Annotated in this window: 16 protein-coding genes; 13 read left to right on the plus strand and 3 right to left on the minus strand. The window is 70.3% G+C overall.

Annotated elements, in window-relative coordinates; translation table 11 throughout:
- Positions 1–127 precede the first annotated feature (127 nt).
- The 5 genes from H489_RS28385 (at position 128) to rbfA (ending at position 7,025) form a co-directional block, all read left to right on the plus strand.
- Positions 128–1,879 (plus strand): proline--tRNA ligase, encoded by a 1,752-nt coding sequence (locus tag H489_RS28385; protein ID WP_031259735.1) that lies wholly within the window; start codon positions 128–130, stop codon positions 1,877–1,879.
- A gap of 258 nt (positions 1,880–2,137) precedes the next feature.
- Positions 2,138–3,133, plus strand: a complete 996-nt coding sequence (gene nusA / locus H489_RS28390; RefSeq protein ID WP_031259736.1) for a transcription termination factor NusA — start codon at positions 2,138–2,140, stop codon at positions 3,131–3,133.
- 68 nt (positions 3,134–3,201) lie between these two features.
- Positions 3,202–3,513, plus strand: a complete 312-nt coding sequence (locus H489_RS0119020; protein WP_031259737.1) for a YlxR family protein — start codon at positions 3,202–3,204, stop codon at positions 3,511–3,513.
- A gap of 74 nt (positions 3,514–3,587) precedes the next feature.
- Positions 3,588–6,440, plus strand: a complete 2,853-nt coding sequence (infB, locus tag H489_RS28395; RefSeq protein ID WP_017887155.1) for a translation initiation factor IF-2 — start codon at positions 3,588–3,590, stop codon at positions 6,438–6,440.
- A 114-nt stretch (positions 6,441–6,554) separates the two neighbouring features.
- Positions 6,555–7,025: a 30S ribosome-binding factor RbfA gene (gene rbfA, locus H489_RS28400; protein WP_017887156.1), complete on the plus strand. Its 471-nt coding sequence runs from the start codon at positions 6,555–6,557 to the stop codon at positions 7,023–7,025.
- Here rbfA and H489_RS28405 read toward each other — a convergent pair.
- On the minus strand, positions 7,022–7,948 hold the full coding sequence (locus H489_RS28405; RefSeq protein ID WP_413813395.1) for an A/G-specific adenine glycosylase: 927 nt from the start codon (positions 7,946–7,948) through the stop codon (positions 7,022–7,024). The two genes, rbfA and H489_RS28405, sit on opposite strands and share 4 nt — an antisense overlap.
- A 52-nt stretch (positions 7,949–8,000) precedes the next feature.
- On the opposite strand from H489_RS28405, the gene H489_RS36860 reads away from it, so the two are divergent.
- Genes H489_RS36860 through H489_RS28425 form a run of 5 tightly spaced genes read left to right on the plus strand, consistent with a single transcriptional unit; the run spans position 8,001 to position 11,263 of the window.
- Positions 8,001–8,447 (plus strand): hypothetical protein, encoded by a 447-nt coding sequence (locus H489_RS36860; protein WP_017887158.1) that lies wholly within the window; start codon positions 8,001–8,003, stop codon positions 8,445–8,447.
- A gap of 22 nt (positions 8,448–8,469) precedes the next feature.
- The gene (gene truB / locus H489_RS28410; RefSeq protein ID WP_017887159.1) at positions 8,470–9,432 is read left to right on the plus strand and encodes a tRNA pseudouridine(55) synthase TruB; all 963 of its coding nucleotides are present in this window, start codon (positions 8,470–8,472) and stop codon (positions 9,430–9,432) included.
- Positions 9,429–9,794, plus strand: coding sequence for a hypothetical protein (locus H489_RS28415; RefSeq protein ID WP_017887160.1), 366 nt, complete (start codon positions 9,429–9,431; stop codon positions 9,792–9,794). Before truB ends, H489_RS28415 begins: the two co-directional genes overlap by 4 nt.
- Before the next feature lie 45 nt (positions 9,795–9,839).
- Positions 9,840–10,292: a hypothetical protein gene (locus tag H489_RS28420; protein WP_017887161.1), complete on the plus strand. Its 453-nt coding sequence runs from the start codon at positions 9,840–9,842 to the stop codon at positions 10,290–10,292.
- Between the two features lie 8 nt (positions 10,293–10,300).
- Positions 10,301–11,263, plus strand: coding sequence for a bifunctional riboflavin kinase/FAD synthetase (locus H489_RS28425; RefSeq protein WP_017887162.1), 963 nt, complete (start codon positions 10,301–10,303; stop codon positions 11,261–11,263).
- 152 nt (positions 11,264–11,415) lie between these two features.
- Here H489_RS28425 and H489_RS28430 read toward each other — a convergent pair whose 3' ends face one another.
- Both H489_RS28430 and H489_RS28435 read right to left on the minus strand, forming a co-directional pair.
- Positions 11,416–12,648, minus strand: coding sequence for a DUF349 domain-containing protein (locus tag H489_RS28430; RefSeq protein WP_017887163.1), 1,233 nt, complete (start codon positions 12,646–12,648; stop codon positions 11,416–11,418).
- Positions 12,649–12,761: 113 nt separating this feature from the next.
- The gene (locus tag H489_RS28435) at positions 12,762–13,574 is read right to left on the minus strand and encodes a peptidylprolyl isomerase (protein ID WP_017887164.1); all 813 of its coding nucleotides are present in this window, start codon (positions 13,572–13,574) and stop codon (positions 12,762–12,764) included.
- 129 nt (positions 13,575–13,703) lie between these two features.
- On the opposite strand from H489_RS28435, the gene H489_RS28440 reads away from it, so the two are divergent.
- The 3 genes from H489_RS28440 to H489_RS28450 all read left to right on the plus strand — a co-directional run bounded on the left by H489_RS28440 (position 13,704) and on the right by H489_RS28450 (position 16,241).
- On the plus strand, positions 13,704–15,056 hold the full coding sequence (locus H489_RS28440) for a replication-associated recombination protein A (RefSeq protein WP_017887165.1): 1,353 nt from the start codon (positions 13,704–13,706) through the stop codon (positions 15,054–15,056).
- A gap of 249 nt (positions 15,057–15,305) precedes the next feature.
- A complete protein-coding gene (gene rpsD, locus H489_RS28445) occupies positions 15,306–15,935 on the plus strand; it encodes a 30S ribosomal protein S4 (protein WP_017887166.1) in 630 nt (209 codons plus the stop codon).
- 123 nt (positions 15,936–16,058) lie between these two features.
- On the plus strand, positions 16,059–16,241 hold the full coding sequence (locus H489_RS28450) for a hypothetical protein (RefSeq protein ID WP_017887167.1): 183 nt from the start codon (positions 16,059–16,061) through the stop codon (positions 16,239–16,241).
- Positions 16,242–16,277 lie beyond the last annotated feature (36 nt).

Raw genomic sequence — 16,277 nt, forward strand, 5'->3', positions numbered from 1 at the left:
GGCGATCAACCCGGCTGCCGCACGAGCCGGCGAACCTCGCACCGTGCCGAGCGGCGATCCTCGCGCACAGCGGTGGGGACACCGCCGGGAACCCGCGCCGCCGGCCCGCCGCCACTAGGCTTGCCCCGTGGTCACACGGCTTTCGCATCTGTTCCTCCGTACGCTCCGCGACGACCCCTCCGACGCCGAGGTGACGAGCCACAAGCTGCTCGTCCGCGCCGGGTACGTCCGTCGCCAGTCCCCGGGGATCTTCGCCTGGCTGCCGCTCGGCCTCCGGGTGCGCGCCAAGATCGAGGCGATCATCCGCGACGAGATGGTCGCAGCCGGTGCACAGGAGGTCCTGCTGCCCGCGCTCCTGCCGCGTGAGCCGTACGAGGCGACGAACCGCTGGACCGAGTACGGCGACGGCATGTTCCGCCTGCAGGACCGCAAGGGGTCCGACTACCTGCTCGCCCCCACGCACGAGGAGATGTTCGCGCTCCTGGTGAAGGACCTGTACTCGTCCTACAAGGACCTGCCGGTCACCCTGTTCCAGATCCAGGACAAGTACCGCGACGAGGCCCGGCCCCGCGCCGGCCTCCTGCGCGGCCGCGAGTTCACGATGAAGGACGCGTACTCGTTCGACCTCACGGACGAGGGGCTCGAGCGCAGCTACCAGGTCATGCGCGATGCGTACGAGAAGATCTTCGCCCGCCTGGGCCTCGACTACGTCATCGTCAAGGCCGATGCCGGCGCGATGGGCGGCTCCAAGTCCGAAGAGTTCCTGCACCCGATCGGCGTCGGCGAGGACACCTTCGTCCGCAGCGCCGGCGGTTACGCGGCCAACGTCGAGGCGTACGTCACCCCGGTCCCCGAGTCCCTGCCGGTCGAGGGCCAGCCCGAACCCGTGCTCCTGCCGGCGTCGGACACCCCGACGATCGACACCCTCGTCGCCCACGCCAACCAGGTCGCCCCGCGCGACGGCGCACCGTGGACCGCGGCCGACACGCTGAAGAACGTCGTCCTCGCGCTCACGCACCTCGACGGCACGCGCGAGGTCGTGGTCGTCGGCCTGCCCGGTGACCGCGACGTCGACCTGAAGCGTGCCGAGGTGTCGTTCGCCCCGGCCGAGGTCGAGGCCGCCGGCGACGACGACTTCAAGAAGCACCGTGGCCTGGTGAAGGGCTACATCGGCCCGCAGGTCCTCGGCGCCGACAGCGCCACCGGCATCCGCTACTTCGTCGACCCGCGCGTGGTCGACGGCACGAGCTGGATCACCGGCGCCAACGAGCGCGGCGTGCACGTCTCCGGCCTCGTCGCCGGCCGCGACTTCGTGGCCGACGGTGTCGTCGAGGTCTCCGACGTCCGCGCCGGCGACCCGTCCCCGGACGGCTCCGGCCCCCTCGAGACCGCCCGCGGCATGGAGATCGGGCACGTCTTCCAGCTCGGTCGCAAGTACGCCGAGGCGCTCGGCCTCAAGGTGCAGGACGAGAACGGCAAGCTCGCCACGGTGACGATGGGCTCCTACGGCATCGGCGTGACCCGCATCCTCGCGATCCTGGCCGAGTCCCACAACGACGAGAAGGGCCTGGTCTGGCCGAAGAACGTCGCACCGTTCGACGTGCACATCGTCGCCACGGGTCGCGACCAGGTCGCCTACGAGCTGGCGTCCTCGGTCGTCGCCGAGCTCGAGGGCGAACGGTTCGACGTGCTCTACGACGACCGCCCGAAGGTGTCGCCCGGCGTGAAGCTCCGTGACGCCGAACTGCTCGGCATGCCGATCGTCGTCGTCGCGGGTCGCGGCGCCGCCGACGGCGTCGTCGAGCTGTGGGACCGTGCGACGGGCGACCGCCGCGACGTGCCGGTGGCCGAACTGCTCGACGCGGTCCGCGCGATCTGACACGACGCCGTCGTGTCCGCTGGACACCGCCGATCCGACGAGACGCCGCCCAACCGGGCGGCGTCTCGCGCATCTGGCGGCGTCTCGGCGAGACGACGGCGTGTCACGACCTGGACGTGACCACCTGGCGGACGGGAGGCCCGTGGCGAAGCCGCCACGGGCCTCCTGTCCGCCGTCTGGTTCTGGGGTACGCTTGTGGCCGACTTCTGCGCAGTTCCACCCCGCAGGAGCGACTCATCTGAATACGGAGGCACCTCGGTGAAGATCGATCTCGCAGTCCTGCGACTCATGGAGCGCGAGCGGGAGATCCCGTTCGACGAGCTCGTCCAGATCATCGAATCTGCCATCCTGACCGCCTACCAGAAGCACGCCGACGAGAACGGCGAGCCGGCCCACGCGCAGTCGCGTGTGGAGCTCGACCGCAAGTCCGGCGAGGTCAGTGTCTACGTCCCCGAGCTCGACGACGAGGGCACCGTCATCGGTGAAGCCGTCGACCAGCCGAGCGACTTCGGGCGCATCGCGGCCTTCGCGGCGAAGCAGGTCATCAACCAGCGCCTGCGCGACATCGGCGACGACAAGATCCTCGGCGAGTTCCGCGGCAAGGAAGGCGACATCGTCGCCGGCGTGGTCCAGCAGGGCCCGAACCCGAAGATGGTGCACGTCGACCTCGGCACGATCGAGGCGATCCTGCCGCCCGAGGAGCAGGTGCCGGGGGAGTCCTACACGCACGGCTCCCGCATCCGCGTCTACGTGACGAGTGTCGCCCGCGGCAACAAGGGTCCGCAGATCACCGTCTCGCGCACGCACCCGGGCCTGGTCCGGAAGCTCTTCGCGCTCGAGGTCCCGGAGATCGCGTCCGGCGTCGTCGAGATCACCTCCCTCGCCCGTGAGGCCGGTCACCGCACGAAGATCGCCGTCAAGGCCAACGAGCCCGGTGTCAACGCGAAGGGTGCCTGCATCGGCGAGCTCGGCGCACGTGTCCGGTCCGTCACGAACGAGCTCGGTGCCGAGAAGATCGACATCGTCGACTACTCGTCCGACCTGGCGTCGTTCGTCGCGAGCGCCCTGTCGCCGGCCAAGGTGACGAGCGCGTTCGTGCTCGACGCCTCGACCAAGGCCGTCCGCGCACTCGTGCCGGACTACCAGCTGTCGCTCGCGATCGGCAAGGAAGGCCAGAACGCCCGCCTCGCCGCGAAGCTCACCGGTGCACGCATCGACATCCAGCCGGACTCCATCCTGGACGGCGAGGACTAGGACGATTTCGCCCCCGGCGTGCCCCTCGAGGGCGCGCCGGATCGCGCACGTCCGAGGCAAGGAGTAGAGTGGTTCCCGTCAGAACGTGCATCGGCAGTCGCCGTCGCGCTTCCCGATCCTCCCTCCTCCGAGTCGTCGCCCTGAGCGATGGCCGTGTCGTGGCGGATCCGAAGGCAGTCATGCCGGGCCGGGGAGCATGGCTCACACCGACCGTCGATGCCTACGATCTGGCCGTCAAGCGCAGGGCTTTCCGCCGTGCGCTCCGGTTGGATCGCGATCCCGACACGTCCGCGGTGCTCGACCACATCGTCGGTCTCCCACAGGAACCGGCCGAGCGCCCGGACATGACAGAACAGGCTGAACGGCTTATGGACAACTGATGAGCGGCTCGAAGTGAGACCCGTCATCCATTGAGTCCTGCCCCTTCACGGGGTGGGACCCGTGAAGGAGAACAGTGGCTAAACCACGCGTACACGAGATCGCAAGCGAACTCGGCGTCGACAGCAAGACCGCACTCGAAAAGCTCAAGGAGCTCGGCGAGTTCGTCCGGGGCGCCAGCTCGAGCATCGAGCCCCCCGTGGCACGGAAGCTCCGTGCCGCCCTGCAGGCAGACGGCGTCCCCGCGTCGAAGCCCGCCGACTCGGCGTCCGCGCCGAGCGCACCCGCCAAGGCCAGCGCGCCGAAGTCGAGTGCACCCAAGCCCGGCGGCCCCCGTCCGGGTCCGGCTCGTCCGGCCCCCGCGCCGGAGCCCGAGGCCCCGGCAGCACCCGCTGCCGACGTGCCGGCACCGGCCGCACCGAAGTCCGTCGCCCAGCGACAGGCCGAGGCCGAGGCCGCGCAGAAGGCCCGTGCCGAGAAGCAGGCCGCTGCGCAGCAGGCCACCGCGCAGGCCGGCGACTCGACCGACGAAGCACCGAAGTCCGACGCGGTGAAGCCGGGCAGCAGCCCGAAGGCTCCCGCGGCGGCCGGTCCGAAGCCGGGTGGCCCCAAGCCCGGTGCACGTCCGGGCAACAACCCGTACTCGTCGAACCAGGGCATGGGCTCGCGCCCGCCGCGCCCCGGCAACAACCCGTACTCCTCCAACCAGGGCATGGGCCAGCGCCCGGCCGCCGGCGCAGCCGGCGGCGGTGGCATCCCGCGTCCGCAGCCCCCGCGTCCCGGCACGCCCCGTCCGGGTGCTCCGCGTCCTGGTGGTCCCGGTCAGGGCAACCGTCCCAACGGCTTCGGGCAGCGCCCGGGCCAGGGTGGAGGCCGTGGCGGCCCCGGTGCCCGTCCGGGTGCCGGCGGCGGTGCCGGTGGCGGCTTCCCGCGTCCGGCCTTCAGCGGCCCGCGTCCCGCCGGTGGCGGTGGCCGTGGTCGTGGCCCCGGTGGTGGTACCGCCGGTGCGTTCGGTCGCGGTGGCGGCAAGAGCCGTGCCCGCAAGTCGAAGCGGACGAAGCGCGCCGAGTACGAGATGCGTCAGGCCCCGTCGCTCGGCGGTGTGCAGGTCCCTCGTGGCGACGGCAACACGGTCGTCCGACTCCGTCGTGGTGCGAGCATCTCGGACTTCGCGGACAAGATCGACGCCATGCCCGGCAACCTCGTGACGGTGCTGTTCCACCTCGGTGAGATGGCGACCGCGACCGAGTCGCTGGACGAGGCCACGTTCGAGGTCCTGGGCGACGAGCTGGGCTACAAGATCCAGATCGTCTCGCCCGAGGACGAGGACAAGGAGCTCCTCGAGGGCTTCGACATCGACCTCGAAGCAGAACTCGAGGACGAAGACGACGACGTGCTGCAGCAGCGGCCGCCGGTGGTCACCGTCATGGGTCACGTCGACCACGGCAAGACCCGCCTCCTCGACGCGATCCGCAACTCGAAGGTCGTCGAGGGCGAGGCCGGCGGCATCACCCAGCACATCGGTGCGTACCAGATCGTCGCCCAGCACGAGGGCATCGACCGCCCGATCACCTTCATCGACACCCCGGGTCACGAGGCCTTCACGGCCATGCGTGCTCGTGGTGCCCAGGTGACGGACATCGCGATCCTCGTGGTCGCGGCGGACGACGGCATCATGCCCCAGACCATCGAGGCGTTGAACCACGCGCAGTCGGCCGGTGTGCCGATCGTCGTCGCGGTCAACAAGATCGACAAGGAAGGCGCGAACCCCGCCAAGGTCCGCCAGCAGCTCACCGAGTACAACCTGGTGGCCGAGGAGTACGGCGGCGACGTCATGTTCGTCGACGTGTCGGCGCGGCAGAACATCGGTATCCAGGAGCTCCTGGACGCCGTGCTGCTCACCGCGGACGCCGGTCTCGACCTGCGTGCCAACCCCGACAAGGACGCACGTGGTGTGGCGATCGAAGCCCGACTCGACAAGGGTCGCGGTGCAGTCGCCACGGTGCTCATCCAGTCCGGCACGCTCCACGTCGGTGACGCCATCGTGGCCGGCACGGCGTACGGCCGTGTCCGTGCGATGACGGACGAGAACGGGGTCGCGGTCAAGGCTGCGACGCCGAGCCGCCCGGTCCAGGTGCAGGGTCTGTCCTCGGTGCCCCGCGCCGGTGACACCTTCCTCGTCACGGAAGAAGACCGCACGGCCCGTCAGATCGCTGAGAAGCGTGAAGCGGCCGAGCGCAACGCCCTGCTGGCGAAGTCGCGCAAGCGCATCTCGCTCGAGGACTTCACCCGTGCGCTCGAAGAGGGCAAGGTCGAGTCGCTCAACCTCATCATCAAGGGTGACGTCTCCGGTGCCGTCGAGGCACTCGAGCAGTCGCTCCTGGACATCGAGGTCGACGACAGCGTCCAGCTCCGCATCCTGCACCGCGGTGTCGGTGCGATCACGGAGTCGGACATCGACCTCGCCACGATCGACAACGCCATCGTCATCGGCTTCAACGTCCGTCCTGACGTCAAGGCCCGTGAACGTGCGGCGCGCGAAGGCATCGATGTGCGCTTCTACTCGGTCATCTACAACGCACTCGACGACATCGAGCAGTCCCTCAAGGGCATGCTCAAGCCCGAGTACGAAGAGGTCCAGTCGGGCGTCGCCGAGATCCGCGAGGTGTTCCGTTCCTCGAAGTTCGGCAACATCGCGGGTGTCATCGTCCGCTCCGGCACGATCACGCGCAACGCCAAGGCGCGCGTCATCCGCGAGGGCGTCGTGGTCGCCGATGGCCTGGCCATCGAGTCGCTGCGTCGCTTCAAGGACGACGTGACCGAGGTCCGCACGGACTTCGAAGCCGGTATCGGTCTGGGCAAGTTCAACGACATCCAGATCGGCGACGAGGTCGAGACGACCGAACTCGTCGAGAAGCCGCGCGACTGATCGCGTGACTCCTCTGGGCCCCGGCCTCCCCACGCGGGAGGCCGGGGCCCGACCCCTTTCCCACGCAGGACCACCGGCGGGAAGCGTCCCGCCACTGCCTCAGGAGGCACCCACATGGCCGATCCGCAGCGCGCACGCAAGATGGCGGACCGCATCAAGGAAGTCGTCGCACGTCGACTCGACAAGGGTCTGCGGGACCCGCGACTCGGGTTCGTCACGATCACCGACGTCCGTGTGACCGGTGACCTGCAGCACGCGTCGATCTTCTACACCGTCTACGGCACCGACGAGGAGCGCGCAGACTCCGCAGCGGCGCTCAAGGCCGCGACCGGCATGCTCCGGTCCGAGGTCGGCAAGAACATCACCGCCCGGCTCACGCCGTCGCTGGAGTTCATCGCGGACGCCCTGCCCGAGACGTCGGCGCACATGGAGGACCTGCTCGTGCAGGCCCAGGTGCGCGACGAGCAGGTCCGTGCGGCCTCGGTCGGCGCGTCGTACGCCGGCGACGCCGACCCGTACAAGCGCGACGAGGACGACGAGGACGACGACTCCGAGGACGACGGCGCCGCCGAAGCCCGTTCCTAGACCCCGGGCAGCTGGTAGCCGCTCGCGTCGTCGCCGACGGCGAGACCGTCACGCAGCAGCGACGCGAGCGCCCGGTCGCGCTGGTCGGCGTCCGGCCACACCGGTTCGATCTCGGTCCGGGTGACCGGCACGTCGCTGGCGCGCAGCTCGGCCATGATCAGACCGCGGACCTGCCGATCACTGCCGGCGAACTTCGCCTGGCGCGGTGCCCGCGGTCCGTCGTGCTCCGGGTAGCCGGCAGCACGCCAGGCGCAGCGGTCCGCGATCGGGCAGGCGTCGCACGCGGGGGAGCGTGAGACGCACACCAGGGCGCCGAGCTCCATCACGGCGGCGTTCGTGGCCGCGGCGTCGTCACGGTCCACCGGCAGGACGGACTCCATCAGCGGGAGGTCCTGCTTCGCCTTCGCCGGCCCGGGTTCGCCCTGGCCGAGGACCGCCCGTGCGAGCACGCGGCGCGCGTTGACGTCGACGACCGGGTGCCGGTCGCCGTACGCGAAGACCGCGACGGCGCGAGCGGTGTAGTCGCCGATGCCCGGCAGCGCGAGCAGGGCGTCGACGTCGCGCGGCACGACGTTGCCGTGGTCGGTCGCGATGGCGGTCGCCGCCGCGTGCAGCGCGAGCGCGCGTCGCGGGTAGCCGAGCCGGTCCCAGGCACGCACCGCCTCGGACGGTGGCGAGTCCGCGAGGTCGCGAGGCGTCGGCCACCGGGTGAGCCACGCCTCCAGTCGGGGGACCACGCGCGCGACCTGCGTCTGCTGCAGCATGATCTCGCTGACGAGCGTCCCCCACGCGGGGAAGCCGGGGCGGCGCCACGGCAGGTCCCGCGCCTGCTGCCGGAACCACGCGATCAGCGGGGTCGCGATGTCGGGCCGTTCCGGCGTGGCCGGCTCCTGCACACCGCGTCGCGCGGTCGATTTGTCCACATTCTGTCTGGAGGCCCGACTCGCGTTCACCACGACAGCCTACGGTGGACGCATGGCACGCTGGGCACCCGAAGAGACCGACACGATGGCCGCGATCGCTGCAGAGGCGATCGCGCAGGTCGGCACCAACCGCACCGTCATCGGCATCGACGGGCAGGACGGCACCGACCTCGAACGGGTCGCCGCCGCGCTCGTCTCCGGGTTCGAGCAGCACGGGGTCTCCGCCATGGCGGCCGCTGCGCCGTCGACCGACCAGGACACGCTCCGGGCTGATCTGGTCACGCCCTTCCGCACGACCGGTGCCGGCGACGGCGTGTTGATCGTGCACGGGCGGGGCCTCCTCGCCCCCGGGGTCCGCACCCTGTGGCGCTGGTCGCTGTGGGTGGAGCAGGAAGCCGGGCGGCTCGAGCGCCGGGCCGACGTCAAGATCGCGGCCTCCGCGGTGCTCGACGTCACCGATCCCGAGCACCCCCGCCGTGAGTGGAACGACGCCTGCTGACCGGCGCTGGTAATCTCTCCTGGTGCTCGAAACCGCGCCGGACGGCATCCTCCTCGTCGACAAACCGCAGGGGATCTCCAGCCACCGGGTGGTCTCCATCGCCCGCCGGCGACTCGGCCTGAAGAAGGTCGGCCACGCGGGCACCCTCGACCCCATGGCCACCGGGCTGCTCCTGCTCGGCATCGGGCCGTCGACCCGGTTGCTCACGCACCTGGTGGGGCTCGACAAGACGTACACGGCGACCATCCGGCTCGGTGTGTCGACGGACTCCGACGACGCCGACGGCACGCCCACCACGGCTCCCGGTGTGGCCGTTGCCGACGTCTCGGAGGCCGCCGTCGAGGCTGCCGTCGCCGAAGAGCGCGGCGTGATCGACCAGGTCCCCTCCACCGTCAGCGCGATCAAGGTCGACGGGCGCCGCGCCTACGACCTGGCGCGGAAGGGTGAGGCGGTCGAACTCAAGTCCCGCACGGTGACCGTCTCGCAGTTCGACGTCACGAACCGCAACGACCGGACCGTCACCGTGGACGGCACGGACGTCGCCGTGGTGGACCTCGACGTCGTCGTCACCTGCTCCTCGGGCACCTACGTCCGTGCGCTCGCCCGTGACGTCGGCGCGACGCTCGGCACCGGCGCACACCTCGTCGCGCTCCGTCGGACCCGGGTCGGACCGTTCGACGTGCAGGACGCGATCGACCTCGAGGACGACAGCGTCGACGTCCGCGCCGCGCTCGCACGTCCTGCGGACATCGCCCGTCGACTGTTCTCCTCCGTCACCCTCGATGCCGCGTCGGCGAAGGACCTCACCGACGGCAAGCGCGTGGCCGCGGAGCACCCCGACTCGGACGGGCCGGTGGCAGCGGTCACCGCCTCCGACGACCGGCTCGTGGGCCTGGTGTCCGTCCGGCGCGGGCTGCTCCGGGTCATCACCAACTTCCCGGCGCCCGGTGCGTCGTCCTCCTCGCAGACCGGAGCGCGCGCGTGATCGAGTGGTTCATGTGGGTGCAACTGGTGCTCGCGGTCGTGGTGGGGCTCTTCGCGGTCGTCGTGGGGTTCATCGGCTGGAAGCCGAACGACTACACCGTCGGCGCACTCGTGCTGATCGAGCTGCTGCTCCTGGTGCAGGGTGTCATCTCGATCGTGCTGCCGGCGACGGGCAGCCCGCCCGACGGCAACGCACTCGAGTTCGGGGTGTACGCGGTGTCGGTGCTCCTCGTCCCACCGGCCGCGGTCGTGTGGGCGCTGATCGACCGGACGAAGTGGAGCACCGTGGTGCTCGGCGCCGGGGCCTTCACCGTCGCGGTGATGGTCTACCGGATGTACCAGATCTGGTTCGCGTTGAACTGACGTCGCAGGTCATGCGCGCAGCCGCGCGTCGGTAGAATCGGTGCAATGGCGACCAGATCCTCACTCGCGACCGGCATCGGCCGCGTCCTCATCGCCGTGTACGGCATCCTCGCGCTGGCGGCGACCGGACGCAGCGTCGTGCAGATCATCGAGAAGTTCTCGTTCGCGCCGTTCGCGTACACGCTCAGCGCCGTCGCCGCGGTGGTGTACATCGTCGCGATGATCGCCCTCATCGTGCCCGGTCGGTTCTGGTACCGGGTCGCCTGCGTCACGATCGCGTTCGAGATGACCGGGGTGCTCGTCATCGGCACCCTGTCGCTGTTCGACCGTCAGCTGTTCCCCGACGACACCATCTGGTCGTACTACGGCATGGGCTACGCCTTCGCGCCGCTCGTGCTCCCGATCGCCGGGCTCTGGTGGCTCCGCAAGCACCACCGCACCGCGGTCGCCGAGCCGACACCGGTTGCGTCCTCGTCCACTGCCCCGGCGAGCGAGTAGGGGCCGCCGTGCAGTTCTACGAGGACACCGCCGACGTGGCGGACGGGTTCGGGCCGAGTGCGGTCACCATCGGCAAGTTCGACGGTGTGCACGTCGGGCACCGAGCCGTCATCGCGCACCTGGAGCGTGCCGCGCGCGAGCACGACCTCGTGGCGACCGTGGTCACGTTCGACCGGCACCCACTCAACGTGATCGACCCACCGCACGTCCCGCCGGCCCTGACGAGCACCGCGCAACGCCGCGAACTGCTCGAGGACGCCGGGGTCGACGCGACCCTGCTGCTCCGCTTCGACCAGGAACTCCAGTCGAAGTCGCCCGAGGCGTTCGTGTCCGAGATCCTCGTCGACACCCTGCACGCCCGCCTGGTGTTCGTCGGCAGTGACTTCCGCTTCGGCGCGAAGGGCGCCGGTGACGTCTCCCTGCTGCGTGTCCTGGGGGAGCAGCACGGGTTCACGGTCGAGCTCATCGACGACGTGGACCTGATCGACGACGTCCGACCCGACGACGAGCGCCGGGTGTCCTCCACCTGGATCCGTGAGCTGCTCGGCCAGGGCCGCGTCGCCGAGGCCGCACGGCTCCTCGGGCGTGAACACGCCGTCCGCAGCGTCGTGGTGCACGGCAACCAGCGCGGCCGCGCGATGGGGTACCCCACCGCGAACCTCGATCCGGCGTGCGAGGGGTTCGTCCCCGCCGACGGTGTCTACGCTGCGCGGGTGCTCCACGACGGCACGGTCTACCCGGCTGCGGTGTCGGTCGGCAACAACCCGACGTTCGAGGGCGTGCCGGCCAAGCAGATCGAGGCACACCTGCTCGACGTCGACATCGACCTGTACGGCGACCGGATCTCGGTGCTCTTCGTGTCGTACGTGCGCGGCATGGTGAAGTTCTCGTCGATGGACGAGCTCGCCGCGCAGATGCGCCAGGACGACCTGGACATCCGACTGCTCCTCGGGCTGCCCGCGCCGGTCTGAGCCGCGTGTCCGCCGTCCCCGCGATCACGCTGATCCGGCCTGCACGCTGATCCGGCCTGCACGCTGAGTCGGCCTGCACGCTGTGCTCGGCCCGCACGACGACGCCCCCGTGACCGTTCCGGTCGCGGGGGCGTCGTGGGTGGTGCTGCGGCTCAGCCGCCCAGGGCGTCGAGCCAGATCTTGCGGGCGTCGAGGGCTTCCTGCGCGTCCTTGATCTTCCGGGCGTCACCGGTGGCCTGGGCCGCGGCGAGCTCGGACTGGAGCTTGCCGATGGCGTCCTCGAGCTGGCTCGCGAGACCGTTCTGACGGGCCTTGCGCTCCGGGTTCGATTCCTTCCAGTGCGCGTCCTCGAGCCCACGGACGTGGTCCTCGATCGCGCGCAGGCGGTCCTCGACACGACGGACATCGGCGCGGGGGACCTTGCCGATCTCGTCCCACCGGCGCTGGATCCCGGTCAGGGTCTTGCGCGCGGCGACCCGGTCGGTCGCCTGCAGGAGCGGCTCGGCCTCGGTCAGCAGGGCCTGCTTCGCTTCGAGGTTGGCGGAGAACTCTTCGTTCTCGGCCGCGCTCTCGGCGTGGCGCTGCTCGAACAGCACGTCACCGGCGGCCTTGAAGCGCGCCCAGAGTGCGTCGTCGTGCCGCTTGCCCGCCCGCCCGGCGTTCTTCCAGTCGTCGAGGAGCTGACGGTAGTCCGGGATCGCGTCGGAGCCGCGGGGTGCGAGGGCCTCGGCCTGCGCCACGAGCTCCTGCTTGCGGGTCCGGGCGTCACGGTGCTGTGCGTCCAGCTCGGAGTAGAAGGCACGACGGTGCTGGTCGACGGTGGACCGCGCTGCGCGGAACCGCTTCCAGAGGTCGTTCGCCTCGTTCTTGGGGATCCGGGGCCCGTCGTGCTGGTGCTGCTGCCAGCGTGCGAACACGTCGTCGAGCTGCGCCGTGATCTGCTTCCACTGCGCGCGCGCCGGGTCGACCGCGGCGAGTGCCTCGGCTTCCTCCACCAGGGCGGTGCGGTGCGCCAGCGCGTCCTGCAGGGCCTGCTGCGCCTGCTCTGCCTGCTCCTTGGTGAGCGAGCCGAGCTGCTCGGCCAGGACACCCACGCGGGTCTCGAGCGACTTGATGTCGCCCACCACCCGTGCGTCGGCCACCAGGGCCGTCAGGTGCTCGACCGTCCGGGCGACGTCGTTCGCCGACGCGCCGCGCTGGACGCGCTGCTCGGCGATCTTCACCTGCCCCTCGAGGTCGGCGTACTTCCGCGCGAAGTAGGCGAGTGCTTCTTCAGGGGTGGCGTCCGGGTACTCACCGACAGCACGTTCGGTCTCTTCGTACCGGACGTACACGGTCCCGTTCTCGTCGACCCGCCCCCAGGTCGTTGCTTCGTCAGATCCCACAGGTCTCGCCTCGATCGTGGTCGTGCATCGCCGACGTCACCGTCGGCACGGTCAGGTCGTCAGCCTATTGCACGGACGGGCTCCGCCGCCCGACCGGTGCGACGGGTTGTGGACTACTTCTGCTCCGCGATGGTCGCGTCGGTGATCTTCGTCGCCACCTTGGGCTCGCCGGTGCCGTCGCTGCCGGGGGACGCGATGCCCTTCGCAGCGATCTCCGACTCGAGCTCGGACAGGCCGCTCGTGACCTTCCCGACGACCGTGTAGCCGCCTGTGGACCCGTCGAGCGTGGTGTCCCCGTAGACGATGAAGAACTGCGTCGACTGCGAGTAGGGGGAGTCCGACCGAGCGATCGCGATCGTGCCCTTCTCGTAGACGCCGTCCTTCGGCACGTTCTCGAGCGGGCCGTACTCGAAGCCCGCGTCGCCGGTACCGTCGCCGTTCGCGGATCCGCACTGCAGGAACTTCAGACCGGCGCTGTCGGCGAGTCGGTGGCACGTGGTGCCGTTGTAGAACTGGTCGCGGATCAACGAGATCTCGGCACTCGCGGCCTGCGGTGCCTTCGCCCCGTCGAGCTCGATGCCGAGGTCGATGCTCTTGTTGAGCGTGAGCGTGCCCGTCCAGGTCGCGCCCTTCGCGATCGACTTGCTCGGCACGTCGCCGGTGTTGCCGGCCGTCGCACTGGCCGACGGCGTCGCCGTGGACGACGCGGAGGTGCTCGGTGTCGGGGCGTCCGACCCCCGCGACCCGGCGAAGGCGAGTTGCGACCCGGTGGCGAGGGCCGCGACGAGGACGAGGGCGCCTGCACCGATCAGGTTGTCGCGCACACGGCGGCTGCGCTGCCGCTCGTGCAGGCCCTGACGGGCTTGGTAGAGGCGGAGCCGCTCGCGCGCCTCACGGTTGTCACGCGCTGGGTTCTTCGGTGCCACGGTGCTGGTCTGCCCTCTCGTCGCAGTGTGCAACGAGCGTAGCCGAACGGTCACCGCCACCGGCTCGGAGGCGCGGCGTGCGTCGGTGGTGCGGCTTACGATTGCAGGATGGCAGCGGATCGTTCGGGCATGCACGCGCCCACCACGGGTGGTCGCGCCGGTCTCGCGCAGGGTTCCGTCCCGCTCGCCGTCCGGATGCGACCGACCAGCCTCGACGAGGTCGCCGGCCAGCAGCACCTGCTCGGGCGGGGCTCACCCCTCGTGCAGCTCGCCACCGGCACGCGTGACAACCCCGGCGGGGTCTCCGTGATCCTCTGGGGTCCGCCCGGCACTGGGAAGACCACGCTGGCGCAGGCCATCGCACGCCAGTCCGGCCGCGAGTTCGTCGAGCTCTCCGCCGTGACCGCCGGCGTGAAGGACGTGCGCGAGGTCATGGAGAAGGCACTGACCCACCGCGACCTGTACGGGTCGACCACGGTGCTGTTCCTCGACGAGATCCACCGGTTCAGCAAGGCCCAGCAGGACGCCCTGCTGCCCGGCGTCGAGAACGGGTGGGTGATCCTGATCGCAGCCACCACCGAGAACCCGTCGTTCTCGGTCATCTCGCCGCTGCTCTCCCGCTCCCTGCTCCTGACGCTCAAACCACTCACCGATCCCGACCTCGGCATGCTCGTCGACCGTGCGGTCGAGGACCCCCGGGGCCTCGGCGGCGCCGTCGTCCTGGGCGACGAAGCCCGCAGTGCGATCATCCGGCTCGCCTCCGGTGACGCCCGACGCGCCCTCACCGCGCTCGAGGCCGCTGCGGCATCAGCCACCGCGGCGCAGGACGACGACGACGACACCGTGCCCGTCGTCGACGCCGACACCGTCGCCGCCGCGGTCGACCGGGCCCTGCTCCGCTACGACCGACAGGGCGACGAGCACTACGACGTCATCAGCGCGTTCATCAAGTCGGTACGGGGGAGCGACGTCGACGCAGCCCTGCACTACCTCGCCCGCATGATCGAGGCCGGCGAGGACTCCCGGTTCATCGCGCGGCGGATCATCATCTCCGCGTCCGAGGACATCGGCATGGCCGACCCGCAGGCGCTGTCCATCGCGGTCGCCGCGGCGCAGGCCGTCCAGCTCATCGGCATGCCCGAGGGCCGCATCCCCCTGGCCGAGGCGGTCGTCTACCTGGCGACGGCACCGAAGTCGAACGCCGCCTACAACGGGGTGAACCAGGCGATGGCCGACGTCAAGGCGGGGCGGATGGGCACCGTGCCGATGCACCTGCGCGACGCGCACTACGCCGGGGCGAAGCGACTCGGGCACGGCAAGGGGTACGTCTACTCGCACGACGCCGAGCACGGGGTCGCCGAGCAGCAGTACCTGCCGGACGCCCTCGAGGGCACCGAGTACTACACCCCGACGGCCAACGGGTACGAGCGAGAGGTCGGGCCGCGGCTCGAACGACTCCGGAAGATCACACGCGGGCACTAGTGTCGGTGCTTCTTCGCCGGGCTGGATGCTGCTAGCATTGACGGGCCTACGTCCTGGTCCTCGAGCACGGCTGCGTCGAGGACAGAGTGCCACTCCGGTGGTACGGGGGCAGAGGTTCGGACTGTAGCCGTCCGATCCCACAGGCTCATCCCTCTGGATCCCGTCGTCGGGACCGAGCACGTGCTGCACCACTGAGCGTGCTGTTGGAGTGCCCGGCGAGTATTCAGTTCGAACAGAGAAAAGGACCCTGTGTCTACCAAGTCACGTACCCGCAGCAAGACCCGCCTGTCGCGCGCGCTCGGCATCCCGCTGACGCCGAAGGCGGCCCGTTACCTCGAGAAGCGCCCCTACGGGCCCGGTGAGCACGGCCGTACGCGCCGTCGTGCGGACAGCGACTACGCCGTCCGCCTCCGTGAGAAGCAGCGTCTGCGCGCCCAGTACGGCATCCGCGAGAAGCAGCTCCGCATCGTCTTCGAAGAGGCCCGCAAGACGAAGGGCCTGACCGGTGAGAACCTGGTCGAGCTCCTCGAGCAGCGCCTCGACGCCCTCGTGGTCCGTGCCGGGTTCGCCCGCACCACCGCGCAGGCCCGTCAGCTGATCGTGCACCGTCACATCCTGGTCGACGGCAAGCTCGTCGACCGCCCCTCCTTCCGCGTCAAGGAGGGCCAGCTGATCCACGTCAAGGCGAAGTCCGAGTCGATGGAGCCCTTCCAGGTCGCCGCTGCCGGTGGCCACCAGGAAGTCCTCCCGAAGGTCCCGGGCTACCTCGAGGTCGAGATCGAGAAGCTCCAGGCCCGCCTCGTGCGTCGCCCGAAGCGCGCCGAGGTCCCCGTGACCTGTGAAGTGCAGCTCGTCGTCGAGTACTACGCAGCTCGCTGATCCACTGAACACACCCGAACGGCGGGTCGTCCTCTCGAGGGCGACCCGCCGTTCGGCGTTCCGGCGCCGGCGGCTAAGCTTGTCCGGGCATGCACCGCCCGGGTGCACAGAGGGAGAGGCACCGTGAAGCAGCTGTTCTTCGTCGCCGTCGGCATCGTCATCGGCTTCGCCGTCGCACACCGGGTCGCCCAGACCTCCGGTGGCGCCCGGCTCTTCGCCGAGGTGAACGCCAAGACGAAGGCCTTCACGGGTGCCGTCGCGGACGGCTACCGATCGCGCGACGCCGAGCTCCGCACGGACGTCTGAGCGCTCCGCTTCGAGCTGTCACGACTCTCCTCCACC

The sequence above is a fragment of the Curtobacterium flaccumfaciens UCD-AKU genome (genome assembly GCF_000349565.1).
GTDB classification, from domain to species: domain Bacteria; phylum Actinomycetota; class Actinomycetes; order Actinomycetales; family Microbacteriaceae; genus Curtobacterium; species Curtobacterium poinsettiae.

Excerpts from the sequence above, each read along its gene's own strand:
- rbfA (WP_017887156.1), top strand. The coding sequence starts at position 6,555 with ATGGCCGATCCGCAGCGCGCACGCAAGATGGCGGACCGCATCAAGGAA.
- H489_RS36860 (WP_017887158.1), top strand. The coding sequence starts at position 8,001 with ATGGCACGCTGGGCACCCGAAGAGACCGACACGATGGCCGCGATCGCT.
- H489_RS28420 (WP_017887161.1), top strand. The coding sequence starts at position 9,840 with ATGGCGACCAGATCCTCACTCGCGACCGGCATCGGCCGCGTCCTCATC.
- H489_RS28440 (WP_017887165.1), top strand. The coding sequence starts at position 13,704 with ATGCACGCGCCCACCACGGGTGGTCGCGCCGGTCTCGCGCAGGGTTCC.